11 protein-coding genes and 1 other RNA gene are annotated in these 12,802 nt (G+C 46.6%); 6 read left to right on the top strand and 6 right to left on the bottom strand.

Annotated elements, in window-relative coordinates; translation table 11 throughout:
- Nucleotides 1–135: 135 nt before the first annotated feature.
- The 3 genes from mtaB to ssrS all read right to left on the bottom strand — a co-directional run bounded on the left by mtaB (nucleotide 136) and on the right by ssrS (nucleotide 2,617).
- Nucleotides 136–1,422, bottom strand: a complete 1,287-nt coding sequence (mtaB, locus tag CFX1CAM_RS04295) for a tRNA (N(6)-L-threonylcarbamoyladenosine(37)-C(2))-methylthiotransferase MtaB (protein ID WP_087861826.1) — start codon at nucleotides 1,420–1,422, stop codon at nucleotides 136–138.
- Nucleotides 1,419–2,078, bottom strand: a complete 660-nt coding sequence (locus CFX1CAM_RS04290) for a hypothetical protein (protein WP_157891686.1) — start codon at nucleotides 2,076–2,078, stop codon at nucleotides 1,419–1,421. The genes mtaB and CFX1CAM_RS04290 overlap by 4 nt, the downstream gene beginning before the upstream one ends.
- Before the next feature lie 365 nt (nucleotides 2,079–2,443).
- Nucleotides 2,444–2,617: non-coding RNA, 6S RNA (gene ssrS, locus CFX1CAM_RS04285), on the bottom strand.
- Nucleotides 2,618–2,727: 110 nt separating this feature from the next.
- On the opposite strand from ssrS, the gene thpR reads away from it, so the two are divergent.
- Both thpR and rsfS read left to right on the top strand, forming a co-directional pair.
- A complete protein-coding gene (gene thpR / locus CFX1CAM_RS04280) occupies nucleotides 2,728–3,306 on the top strand; it encodes an RNA 2',3'-cyclic phosphodiesterase (RefSeq protein ID WP_087861824.1) in 579 nt (192 codons plus the stop codon).
- Between the two features lie 37 nt (nucleotides 3,307–3,343).
- Entirely contained in the window at nucleotides 3,344–3,688 is a 345-nt protein-coding gene (rsfS, locus tag CFX1CAM_RS04275) for a ribosome silencing factor (RefSeq protein WP_331712529.1), read from the top strand.
- A gap of 206 nt (nucleotides 3,689–3,894) precedes the next feature.
- Here rsfS and bcp read toward each other — a convergent pair whose 3' ends face one another.
- Together bcp and CFX1CAM_RS04265 are read right to left on the bottom strand one after the other, a co-directional pair.
- Complete coding sequence (gene bcp, locus CFX1CAM_RS04270; RefSeq protein ID WP_087861822.1) at nucleotides 3,895–4,356, bottom strand: thioredoxin-dependent thiol peroxidase; 462 nt, start codon at nucleotides 4,354–4,356, stop codon at nucleotides 3,895–3,897.
- 85 nt (nucleotides 4,357–4,441) lie between these two features.
- Complete coding sequence (locus CFX1CAM_RS04265; protein ID WP_087861821.1) at nucleotides 4,442–5,320, bottom strand: UbiA prenyltransferase family protein; 879 nt, start codon at nucleotides 5,318–5,320, stop codon at nucleotides 4,442–4,444.
- A 197-nt stretch (nucleotides 5,321–5,517) separates the two neighbouring features.
- Here CFX1CAM_RS04265 and CFX1CAM_RS11565 point away from each other — a divergent pair, with 197 nt between their 5' ends.
- Nucleotides 5,518–7,749 (top strand): right-handed parallel beta-helix repeat-containing protein, encoded by a 2,232-nt coding sequence (locus CFX1CAM_RS11565; RefSeq protein WP_087861820.1) that lies wholly within the window; start codon nucleotides 5,518–5,520, stop codon nucleotides 7,747–7,749.
- A gap of 193 nt (nucleotides 7,750–7,942) precedes the next feature.
- On the top strand, nucleotides 7,943–8,791 hold the full coding sequence (locus CFX1CAM_RS04255; protein WP_087861819.1) for an MBL fold metallo-hydrolase: 849 nt from the start codon (nucleotides 7,943–7,945) through the stop codon (nucleotides 8,789–8,791).
- On the opposite strand, the gene CFX1CAM_RS04250 is transcribed toward CFX1CAM_RS04255, so the two are convergent.
- On the bottom strand, nucleotides 8,788–9,609 hold the full coding sequence (locus CFX1CAM_RS04250) for a DUF5656 family protein (protein WP_157891685.1): 822 nt from the start codon (nucleotides 9,607–9,609) through the stop codon (nucleotides 8,788–8,790). The two genes, CFX1CAM_RS04255 and CFX1CAM_RS04250, sit on opposite strands and share 4 nt — an antisense overlap.
- A gap of 154 nt (nucleotides 9,610–9,763) precedes the next feature.
- Here CFX1CAM_RS04250 and CFX1CAM_RS04245 point away from each other — a divergent pair, with 154 nt between their 5' ends.
- The gene (locus CFX1CAM_RS04245; RefSeq protein ID WP_087861817.1) at nucleotides 9,764–10,744 is read left to right on the top strand and encodes a hypothetical protein; all 981 of its coding nucleotides are present in this window, start codon (nucleotides 9,764–9,766) and stop codon (nucleotides 10,742–10,744) included.
- Nucleotides 10,745–10,786: 42 nt separating this feature from the next.
- Entirely contained in the window at nucleotides 10,787–12,703 is a 1,917-nt protein-coding gene (gyrB, locus tag CFX1CAM_RS04240) for a DNA topoisomerase (ATP-hydrolyzing) subunit B (RefSeq protein ID WP_087861816.1), read from the top strand.
- Nucleotides 12,704–12,802: the final 99 nt, after the last annotated feature.

The raw sequence follows: 12,802 nt of genomic DNA, 5'->3' as shown, positions 1-12,802 counted from the left end.
ACACCGGTATTAAAGACAGCGGATAATTATACCGCATGGCTGGATGAGGGTCAAACTTGACTTAGCAAGTCCTTAACCGCATTTAATCTATCGGACGGCGAATTCACGTTATGGATTCAATCACACTCGATGCGCTTATCCATTCACAATGTGCCCAAAAACCCCACCCCCATCGGGCATATGCGAATCCAGGTTGACAATTGAAATCCTGTTCCACAAATCCGTTTCTGCCTCACTGAACACCCTGATGTAATTATCGGTTAATCCTGATAGTTTGTAGTTTCCACCTTCCTGTTGTTGACTGGTTTCCCACAACACCTTCAGGTGCCTGCCGAAAAAGCCCTCCCGGTAGCGCTGACCACTGGAGGCAAATAAATCCCGTAAAATTGCATTGCGCTCTTTCGCTAATTGTGCTGGCACCCGGTCTACCATCTGATAGGCCGCGGTTCCCAGTCGTGGCGAATAGGTAAAAACATGCCCCCCTGCATAGGCCATCTTATTGATAACGTTTACGGTGGCCTGGAAATCAGCTTCCGTCTCACCCGGAAAACCGGTGATAATGTCCGTTGTAATGGCAACATCAGGAATCCTAAGGCGGACCTCCTCCAACAAATCCTGGTATTCCTGCACCGAGATTGGTCTGCCCATTCTTTTTAATATACGATTGCTACCCGATTGCAAAGGGATGTGCAGTTGACGGCACAATCGTTTGTCCTGCCACAGGGATAACATACTCGGGTCGAAATCCCAGGGCTCAATCGATGATAAACGCAGACGCGTGATCCCTGGCAATTCGAGGAGATGACCGATGAGATCCTTTAATCCCAAAGGTTGAACAAAATCCCTGCCCCAACCGCCCAACTGCACGCCTGTTAAAACGATCTCAACAGCACCGCCCTGCAGTGCTGCCTGGATGTCTTTGCAAATCTCCGATAATTCCATTGAGCGGGAGCTACCTCTGGCCACTCGGGTTAAACAGTAAGTGCAGTGATTATCACAGCCCTCCTGGACTTTAATAAAGGCTCGCGTCCTGGCTCGATCTCCGGGCAGAGGGACGCGGCGATATTTTAAAGAAGAGAATTCCTCACGGGACTTATTCAACAAAATCGCCACAAGGGCTTCTTTATCGGCGTTTGCAATCACTTGCGTCACGCCTGGTAGGTTCAGCGCTGTTTCAGGCTCAAGCGTTGCCCAGCATCCCGTTGCTACCACCCGACCGGCGCCTTCTCGGCTTGCCCTGCGAAGCTTTTTCCGCGAATCGGCGGCTGCTTTGCCCGTCACCGTGCAGGTATTGACGATTGCCAGGTCTGCCTCAGACGGGGATGAGACAATCTCATGTCCGAGTGCTCTGAATTGGTTGGCAAATCCCTCGACCTCGCTCTGGTTCAAGCGGCAGCCAATCACATCTAAAAATACTTTCATTTTCGTAAAGATTTCATAACGATTAAATAATCAAACAGGACATCTGCCCCAGGTTCAGCCCGGGTTCCAGCAATCATGCCAATATCGCCGTAAGAAAAGTCAGCATCTCTGACCCGGGAAAGCTCAACCTCATTAACAATTAATGCCAGTTGATCGCCCTGGCAGACGACCAGGATCTCATTCACAGCATCGTCCCGGTTGATAATTTCAGAAAAACCCATTTGCTCCATGCCCAGAAGGCTTTGGATACCAGCTTGTTTTTTAAATACCCCGTAATACCCATCCGAACTGATTAAAAACGCATAATAATTTTCATCACCCTGGTAACGACACACAAGCCCATATAAATTGTCGTTTGACCCGCCAATTTTTTGCACCCGTGTATAAATATTGACATCCCGAAAATTAAGTCCCGGCACGCTCCACACCTGGTAATTCGGCAGGTCAACCCAAAGCCTGAAACCCTCCTGTGCATAGCCGACGAAGCTCAACCGGTCTTCCTGGGTGCGCCATCCTCCGGTTTGCCCTGAAAAGTCGTCCATAAATAGCATCGGTTCATCACCAACCCAGGGCAATGTGTCAGCAGTCAGGGTTTCACCCAAACACCCCGCCAGGAATGGAAGGCAGCATAAGAAGCACACAATTATTTTTTTCATCATCAATCTCGCAGCGATGTTACCTTAACCTGTTTGCCTTTCAATGTTTTCTGCTCCGGGCTTGATTTGCAAAATCAAATACCAGCGGATTTATTGTCTGAAAGGACGTCAGGAATTATAACCCAGGCGAAAATTAAAATGAGCCTGTGCCCTACTCCACTACAGGTCAACTATCGGTGATTAGACAAAAAGGGTGAGTTCTGATTGCTGGCACCTTTTAAGTGACAAAAAGCCAACAACAGGTATTCTTCTGACAATTTCTGAACCAATCACCAATTCTCGAATCGACGAATTATCGCTTCGTTTACCAACACGGTCATAATGTGTTTATCGCAAGATGTTCTCGTTAGATGAAAAATTAAAAAAACAACCCCGCCATACCGTGTGCTGCTGAGTTTTGAACCTGTTGAAACAGGTTCGCCGTACCCGTCAGGTTCGCCTTGACGCTGAGTCTATCGCGTAGCTGACCAGAGTTCCGACGCTTTTAATTGGTGTTGGCCCAAAACGTGTATGCTGCATCACGAGCACAGCAGGGTAAATAACTTATACCATGTTTTGTCAACATTGGGTAGGGGGTAAAAAATCATTTGTGTAGAAATTCTAACCTATGGTAATCTTTTAACAAGATCAAGTTAAAAAAGGTCAATCGATGATGCGCATATTTATCGCCATTGAGATCCCGCAGAACATTCGTGTTAAGATCACGGAGATTACAGACTATTTGCAGAGCAAAACATCACCGACTGCGGTGAAATGGGTCGATTACGAGAATCTTCACCTGACCATCAAATTCATTGGCGAGACCAAACAAGAGAAAATCGAAGAAATTACGAAAGTGCTGAGTCAATCCCTCGCTCATCAGGCTCCCTTTTCGCTGGAAATTGGCGGATTGGGCATGTATCCCAACAACACTAATCCCCGAGTAATCTGGCTGGGCGTTACTGGAGGTGAGCCCCTGATTGCAATGCACAACATCCTTGACCAAAACCTGGCTCGTCTTGGCATTCAACGCGAAGGCCGGCCTTTTTCGCCCCACCTGACCATCGCCAGGTTGCGCAGAAACACTGACGCTGCCTCTTCAAAGACGATCGGTAGAACGCTTTCCCAGTTCAGGGTTGATTCCTTGGGATTGTTCAACATCGACCGTGTACAGCTTTTCCAAAGCGTGTTAACGCCTTCCGGCCCCATTTACACAACCCTGTTTTCAGTTCCGCTGAATCAAGTATAATTTAACAAGAAAAATATTTAGTAAAGTGAGGTGACATCTGGAATCAATATCATTAGCAAGAGAAATTGCACATTTTCTCGAAAGTAAAAAGGGGGAAGATATTCTCATTTTAGATATCAAAGAAATAGCGTCATTTACAGATTATTTTGTAATCGTCAGCGGATCCAGCGACCGCATGCTGGAAAGCCTAAGCAACGGACTGGTACGGGAAATAAAAACCCATTTCCACAGAACTGCCCAACCAGAAGGAAGGGGAAGCGCGGGTTGGATTGTGCTCGATTACGGCGATGTGGTCGTGCATTTGTTTTCTCCGCTACAACGGAGTTATTACCGCCTGGAAGAATTGTGGTCTGAAGGTAACGTCGTCCTGCGTTTGATGTAATCGAACGTCTCGGTTTGTCAGCCCTGGCCTGATCTGAACCTGTTGTGCCCCTTATATTAATTCTGCAATCTTATTCCTCGCGCTTGTTAAAACAGAATGCTGCCCGAAGTTTTTCAGGCAGCATTTTTTGTTCGTTAACAACATACAGGAAAAGCATCCATGCCGAGCAATTAATCATGAATGGAAAAACGTGCTGTTAAAAGCACTCAAGCTCTGACAACAGCCAATACTTCTTGGCTATGATCAGCAGGTTTTACCTTCTCAAACACTTTTTTAATTACCCCATCTGGGTCGATAACGAAGGTCGTTCGATACACGCCTTCATATTCGCGTTCAGCCATTTTTTTAGGACCCCAGACCCCATAGGCTTTACAAACGCTTCGGTCGGGGTCGGCGAGCAAGGTGAAGGGCAGCTCGTATTTTGATTTAAATTTCGCGTGCGATTGCTCACTATCCGGGCTGATGCCGATGACTTCAACACCCGCCTCGCGAAAGTCTGCATATGCATCCCTGAAGGAGCAGGCTTCCTTCGTGCATCCTGGCGTATTGTCGCGGGGGTAGAAGTAAAGCACAATGGTTTGCCCTCGATAGTCGGATAATTTGCGTAAATTACCCTCATCATCCATTAATTCAAATTCAGGGGCTCGTTCGCCTGCTGATCGTATCATCGTTACACTCCTTTTATTGGTTGACCACATCATCAGTCACGATTATATCAATAATTTTGCCCTGGTTTTCATTTGTCGCTGGTCTCTAACGAATCCAAAAAGCAAGCCCGATCAGGTAAACAGAGATAAAAAAAACACTCCCTGCAGCAAATCGCATCACACCCCACAGTGGTTTCATCCCGCCGCGGACTCTCTCCATCAACCAGATTTCCAACAAACCAATTGGCAGAGATAAAAAAACCGGCCAGATAATGAACCAGTGCAAGCCCCATACAGCGCTTAAGCCCACCAGGAAATAGGTTAACAATATCAGGACATTGTGGATAATCATGGCGTTCTCCCAGCCAATACGCATGACCAGTGTGTCAACCTCGTATTTTTGATCATGGTTGAAATTCTCTAACCCATGCAGCAGGCGATTTGCCAGGTAGGCAGGCACCAGACTGATGACCACCAGGGTTAAATAAGGATGCAAATCATCCGAATAAAGAAAAAAAGCCAGAGCAGGGGGGATAACCACAAATAATAAAACTTCTATCAATAGATGAAAGGGCTTTAAAATCGCAATGGTCTGAGACAAATAATAAATAATGCAGAGCGCGAACAACGTGAGAAATAAAAAACCCAACCCCTGCCAAAGAACACCCTCTCCAATCCAATGGATAAAGATTGATGTCGCCACAGTTAGCAGTGTTGCAATGATTGCCGCAATTCCTGACCGGGTCAGCTTGATTTCCCTTAGCTGCATCCCTTCCGCCCAATTTTTAGGTTCGCCCAGCCTGTACAGCAGGCATAATAATTCAAGACTGAGGGAAAGCAATAACAGAAAGATCCCGCCCTGGATTAATAATGACCAGCCTGATAATCCCCGAACATACTTAACCAGCCCTGCGCCCATTAAATAGGTCATCACAAGGCTGAGCAAGCGAAAAGGTTTGAACGCGCCAAGGATGGTTTTGATCATCGAAACTCCAAACCGTTGAGTTCAAAGGCTCTTCAATAAATCCTTATCATACTCGATCACTCGCTCTTAATCACAATCCTTCAGCCAAACAAACATTTCAACCCAGGGGCAGTTAAAAATCGATCATCGTAAGACAAACAATACCCTGCTCATCAAATGGTATAATAAAACCAGGCTAACAAAGAGCGACTTTTATCATGAAAAAATTATTTCGGTTATTTCTGCCGCTTCTCCTTTCGTTTATGACCCTGTTTTCTATCACAGCGAGCTCAACCCTCGCGGCCGATTCTCGCCGATCAACCCCTCAGGAAGAACCTGCTGAAGTGATCTATGTGGCAAACACATCCGATGATTGCGGCACCTTCACGCCCTGCTACTTCAATTCTGATGAAGATGGCGAAGATGGCCTCGGCACAGGATTGCGTGAAGCATTGCTTGCCGCCAATCAAGGCGCTGAAATCCGGATTCTTAAGCAATACAAGGTAAAAAGCCATACGGTGTTAATTGACAAAGAAGTGCATATCCGGGGCTATGAACAGGCATTGATTACCTATTCGGGCACTGACTGTTCTAACCCAATGCTAAAATTCACGCAAGGGGGATACCTTACAAACCTGACAATCAACGATGGAAGTTGCCTTAATCCTTCACGCACTCTGATTGAGGTCAACAGCTCAAAACCGGTGTCAATCGAGCACAATACCCTCGCCTATGGGTACCGTGCAATCGATATCCATGACAACTCTGGCGAAGTCATTGTGGCTTTTAACCACATCATCAATAATGACAACCATGCTGTCTTCCGTAGCGTCGGTGACGGTGTTGGCACAGTCAGTGTTTACGCCAACAACATCATCAACAACGGATCTGGGTACCAGATCAATTGCAACAACAATGGAACAGCCAACCATAACTTCTGGGGGGTTGACCGTTTAGCAACAGCCAGCGCTGATCAATGTGGGGTCTCTGATGGAAAACGCCTAGGGGCAATAATTTCACGATTGTCCAATCAATCAGGGGTTGAAGCCCAGCGCCTGGCGGTGACTTCAACAATGTCCTACGCATTTGACGGTAAAATTGGAGCAATGCATGCTTCCGGCGGTGATTTTAACATCATCATTGTTAACCACGGTCAGGGCGCGTCCGAAAACATTCCCTTTTACAAAAACGGAGGTTTGGACATCAGGCCCTGTTCGAATTTTTACGATGTTTTCCTGGAAGAAAATGCGGTTGCCGCCGACCTGACACTGGCATTAAGCTATAATCTCAACCCTAACTGTGTCAGTCAAATCGAATCTGACCAGTATTGTGGTGGAACCGACAGCACGAAATACCCACTTGCCTGGTATGATCCTGCCACAATGGCGACTGATGGCTGGAACCCCTGTGGACAGGCGCCCCAGGGTCCAGGTGCTGGCGGCGCTTCCGGTCAGGAAACAACCTGCCACCTTGATCAAAAAGAAATCAGGGTTGTCATTGACAACAGCGGTCGACCAGGACTATCCAGTGACCTGAGCTTTACGCCCTTTGTCGTCGGCTTGCCCGTCATTGATGGGATTACCCTATCCCAATTCAAAGCGGAATTTGACGGCGTGAATAACATCATCAATTGGACCACAAGCAGTGAAATCAATGTTAAGGGGTTTTACATATTGCGGGCAGATTCACAAGATGGTCCCTATGCCCGAATTTCTTCTCAGATTTCAGCCATTGGCGATGTTTACATTGGTGGTATTTACCAGTACACAGACAACAAGATCTCTTCTTTTGCCAGGACCTATTACTATAAACTTGAGGTGATCGATAATCTCGGTAATTCAATCGAAACCCATGGCCCGGTAAGCGTTTTAACAGCCACCGCTACCCCAACAGCCACCGCCACCCCAACAGCCACCGCCACCCCAACAGCTACCGCTACACCAACAGCGACAAAAACAAGTACCCCGACACTCAGACCAACAATCACCTCGACCCCTACTCGCACGCGCACCCCTTTCTATTATTATACACCTACGCCCTATTACCATTACTCAACACCAACAAGCTATTACGTGCCCAGTACATCAACGCCGATAACCTATCCAACTCCGATACGTCGCATTAGCCCAACATCCGGAGCAATCACTTTTCCAGTCGATGATAGTGATTTTTACCCTGAGAATGCCTACCCGGACATGGAGACGCCACAACCCACACAATTGGAAAGCTCTCCTGAATCTGAAGGATACCCGCTGCCAGGAACAACATCGACGCCAACGCTAACGCCCTCTCCTGAAATTGAAATCCCTGAAACAGGAACGGAATTCGACGAGGACGTTGCGTTGCCAATCCAGAATATTCGCTGGATTTTTGTCATCGTTGGCGCAGCAGGCGGTTTGAGTTTACTTGCCGCTGTCAGTGTAATCTTGGTGAAATCTCGCTTTTCGTAAGCAAAAATAAACATCCTGGCACAGGGGGAAATAATCGTACTGAATTTTTTAAAGTCTTGCTTTAAGTCATTATCTGCAAAAATATTAACAGGTCCGATACGTTTCAGTGGCGACAACTGTTAAGATTTTGACTTTTAACCTGCAATGTGCTATTCTTCCAAAACACTTTATTTTTAAAATTAGGAATGGGTTTATGCTTCGCGAGATCATAGCGGAAAACATATTTTGGTTCCAAAGTGAAACATATGCACAGGTTACTGCCGGAGTGGTTGCTGGACCAAAATGGGCGGTTTTGATTGACACCCTCATGCCTCAAGAAAGTTTGATGTTGCGAGATTACATTGAAGAAAAACTCAATCTCTCGGTTCGATATGTGATTAACACACATCATCACGCAGACCATTGCTGGGGCAATTGTTTCTTTCCGGGAGCAACCATTATCGGGCATGAAAAATGCCGACAGTTACTCTTAGATCGGGCGCCTTCCGCTCTTGAGGTCGCCAGGCAGGACAGCCCCCTCTACAAACAACTTAGCATCGTCCCACCTCAAATCACCTTTCAAGACGGCCATTTACGTCTCAAAGTTGGGAAAAAGCATCTGCTGATTTTCTCCACACCCGGCCATTCAGCAGATGGAATCTCTGTTCTGGCTGAAGAAGACCGCGTCCTGTTTGCTGGCGACGCCTTCATGTCCATCCCCTTCGTTGTTGAAGGAGACCCTGAACAAAGCATCCAAACGATGCAGAGTTTTGCTGGTTTGGGCTTGGAAAACATTATCCAGGGTCACGGTGAAATAATTCTGCGGGGTGAAGTTGAAGAAAAAATTCGGGAAAATGTCACCTATGTAAAGACCTTGCAAAAAGCGGTAAACTCCGCCAAGAGAAGAGAAAATCCGCTTGAGGTTTTAGATAACATTGACGTTGAAACCTGCGGAAAAAGCAGGGTCCTCTTAGGTGGGCTTGCCAGTGAGCTTCACCGACGCAATTTACGCTCAATGTATTTTCAATCCCTGAAAGAGTTCCCGCTCGAACAGAACGATTAAGCCCAGACAATACTCACAATTAGCGTCAATAATAACATCGCCACAGGTTCACCCCAAAATGCCCAGGATCGTCGGGATTCTTTGATTCCAGTAACCATACTGGTGAGAGCATACACCATCCCGACCAACAGTAAACCTTGCCGAATTGGGTTCAACGGTAAATAATGAAAACCGATCAAAACCTCTGAAACCACCAGGCTGATCACCAGCCCCCACAGTGTGTGCCACTCTCCCAATCTTAAAAACAAAGTCCGCGAGGTGACCATCAACGCCCCAATCCCAAGCAGCGGCAAGCGAATATATAAACGGATATTGGCGGAAAAAATTGCAATTGATAAGAGCAAGAAAAGCACAAAAGAAAGCGCGTTCAATCCGACAATTGCCAATGGATTAACCGCGCTCCCGGCGACGAACACGTTGTACTCACCAATAAAAACTGCAAACAACAACAAGCTTCCCAGGATGTACACAACCCACCACAGTAAACTTCCCGCAAAGGCAATCAACGCTACACCAATCACAAGTGCAGTCAATACGGGGACGATCCAATGGCGGATGGTTTCCCATCGATTATCGAATAGTTGCGCTTCGGGGTGCGATTGAATCAACCAATCCATGCCTGCTGCCGCTAAAAGGACAGAGAAAGCAATCACCAAGATATTAAAATCCAGCACAAAATCGATTAATATACCAAAAACCGAAAAGGAAATATTTTGTGCAGGGTAAGAAATTAACTGAGTAAGTGCAAATGCCAGCATGATTATTGCAGTAACAATCGAAAGCCGTTCGAGATCTGGCAGAGCAGTTTTAGTTGGCATATCAATAATTTTACCACCAGCAAAGTATTGAAAAAGGATTACCCCTAACAATAACATTTTAAATTAATATAATGAAGCGGCCCGTACGCAATGAGGGGGGACTTGCAGGATTTTGTGGTCAGACTCGGTTGTATGTGGTAAAATTAATCATTGTATGAACACAAGTTCTGATTCCAAATTCCAATCTCCCAGCATCATTCAGGCATTGCTCGCAGGCTTTAACACCATCGCCAGTAAACCTGATTTGATTCTCATTCCAATTGCGCTGGATTTGTTTTTATGGTTTGGTCCGGTCTGGCGAATCGACCGCCTTTTTGGCCCTGTTGTGAAGAACATGACGCAATTGCCAGGCATTAGTGCGGTTGAGATCCCTCCCTTTATCGAGAACTACCAGGCAATTGTGCATGATATTCTGACCAATTTTAATCTCGCCGTCTCATTGCGCACATTGCCAATCGGTGTTCCCAGTCTGATGGTTTCTAAATCCTCCTATTTGAATCCAATCGGCCAACCAATTACATTCAGCCTTGATTCGAGCACCCAATTTCTCATCGCCTGGTTGCTATTTGTCCTGGTGGGATATTTCCTGGGCAATTTATATTTTCTAAATATTTCAAAACAGATCTTGGGTTATCACCAGGAAAACATCAAATCATTGCTGAATTCTTTTTACCAAATTGTTCTCATGCCAATTCTTTTATTGCTGATCATCATCATTTTATCCTTACCGATGATCTTTTTGGTCACCCTGGTAACGATCATCAGCCCGGTGATCAGTCAATTTTTAATAACTCTGGCCCTGGTATTCATTCTGTGGGCGATCATGCCACTAGTTTTCACGCCTCACGGAATTTTTCTTTATAAACAGAATTTAATTGCAGCAATGATCACCAGCATAAAAGTTGTCCGCATCTCCATGGGGAAAACGATCTGGTTCATCTTAGCCTCCTACCTGATGGTAGAAGGCCTGAACTACCTCTGGCGATCTCCCAATGTTGATAATTGGTTCTTATTTGTCGGCATTCTGGGGCACGCCTTTATCGTGTCTGCCATAATCGCCGCATCTTTTCACTACTTCATCGACGCAACCAGGTTCTCACAGTCGGTGATCAACAATAATTTAAATTTGACTTAAGCACCTGAAGAAAAACAAATCAATAATCCGGAGAATTTTAATTTGTCTAAACAACCTGTATCTTATAACGCAAACGACATTCAAGTTTTGGAAGGTCTCGAAGCTGTACGCCGGCGACCCGGTATGTACGTTGGCGGAACCGATCACAAGGCGCTTCATCACCTGATTTATGAGGTTGTCGATAATTCCATCGATGAAGCCCTGGCAGGAACCTGCGATTTGATTTCAGTCACCATTAACGAAGATGAAAGTGTGACGGTAAGCGACAATGGTCGCGGCATCCCGGTCGACGAACACCCGGGGCGAAAAGTGTCTGCCCTGGAAGTCGTTATGACGACTCTCCATGCAGGTGGTAAATTTTCCGGTACCAGTTACAAGGTTTCTGGCGGCCTGCATGGCGTCGGCGTCTCGGCAGTCAATGCCCTATCAGAATGGTGCGAAGTTGAAGTCAACCGGGATGGTAAAGTCTATTTTCAGCGTTATGAAAAAGGTTTGCCTCAAGGACCGGTTAAAGTGGTTGCGAAAGCGCCAAAATCTCAAACCGGGACAACCACCACCTTTAAATATGATCACACCATCTTTAAGGGTGATGAAACTTATAAATTTGATACCCTGTCGCAACGCTTTCGTGAAATGGCTTTTATCACCCGCGGCGTCACTATTCGGCTTGAAGACAAGCGTAATAATACCCAATTCACCTATTATTTCGAGGGTGGCGTATCTTCATTTGTGAAATACCTCAACCGAAACCGTGACACGCTCCACGATGTCTTCTCTGTAGAAAAAGAAATCGATGGCATCGGTATTGAAGCAGCTATCCAGTATACCGAATCTTATTCCGAATTAGTATACGCCTTTGCCAACACCATCAACACCATTGACGGTGGAACACACCTCACCGGCTTGCGCACTGCCCTGACCCGCTCAATCAATGATTACGCCCGAAAAAACAACCTCCTCAAGGACTCCGACTCCAACTTCTCCGGTGATGACACTCGCGAAGGTCTGACGGCTATCATCAACATCAAACATCCCGACCCTCAATTTGAAAGTCAAACCAAGGTCAAGCTGATGAATACCGAAGTGCAGACTTATGTCCAGCAGGTGGTGAGTGACGGGTTCACCAGCTTCCTGGAACAAAATCCTTCAGCAGCCAGGAAAATCATCCAGAAATGCCTCACATCCGCACGTGCCAGGGATGCCGCCCGCAAAGCGCGTGACCTTGTCATTCGCAAGTCTGCGCTCGAAAGCATGACCCTCCCGGGCAAGCTGGCGGATTGCTCGGAACGCGACCCGCACCGCACAGAGCTCTATATCGTCGAGGGTGATTCCGCAGGCGGGTCAGCCAAACAGGGTCGTGACCGTCACTTTCAAGCCATCTTGCCTTTACGCGGCAAAATCCTCAACACAGAGCGAGCCCGCCTGGATAAAATTCTGGCAAATCGGGAGGTCAAAGCCCTGATTTCAGCCCTCGGCACAGGCATCGGCGAAGGCTTTTCTTTAGAGGGTTTGCGCTATGGTCGCGTCATTATCATGACTGATGCCGACGTCGACGGTTCTCACATACGCACGCTTCTGCTGACCTTTTTCTTCCGCTTTATGCAGGAATTGATTGAAAAAGGGCATTTGTTCATTGCCCAACCCCCTTTGTATCTGGTCACCTATGGAAAAGAAAAACATTACCTGTACTCAGAAGCCGAACGAGAAGCATTGATCCAGAAGATCACCACCAACGGCAGCCGTTACACGATACAGCGCTATAAGGGTCTTGGAGAAATGAATCCGGAACAGTTGTGGGAAACCACCATGAATCCAGAAAAGCGTACCTTACTGGGTGTAAGTATCGAAGATGCCGCTGAAGCAGACCGCACCTTCGACATGTTGATGGGTTCGAAAGTGCCTCCGCGCCGGCGTTTTATTCAAACTCACGCCAAAGAAGTCAGAAACCTGGATGTGTAAACCAGGATAAAAATCAATAGCACAGAGGCTGCCTTTTAGGCAGCCTCTTTTAAATTCATTCCCGTTTTTCAGTGATCGGCAAATCCACTTCACCGGTCT

The organism is Brevefilum fermentans, from assembly GCF_900184705.1.
In the GTDB taxonomy this organism is placed as follows: Bacteria; Chloroflexota; Anaerolineae; order Anaerolineales; family Anaerolineaceae; genus Brevifilum; species Brevifilum fermentans.
Note: the sequence above shows the minus strand (reverse complement) of the source record. Positions and strands in the feature narration are given on the sequence as shown.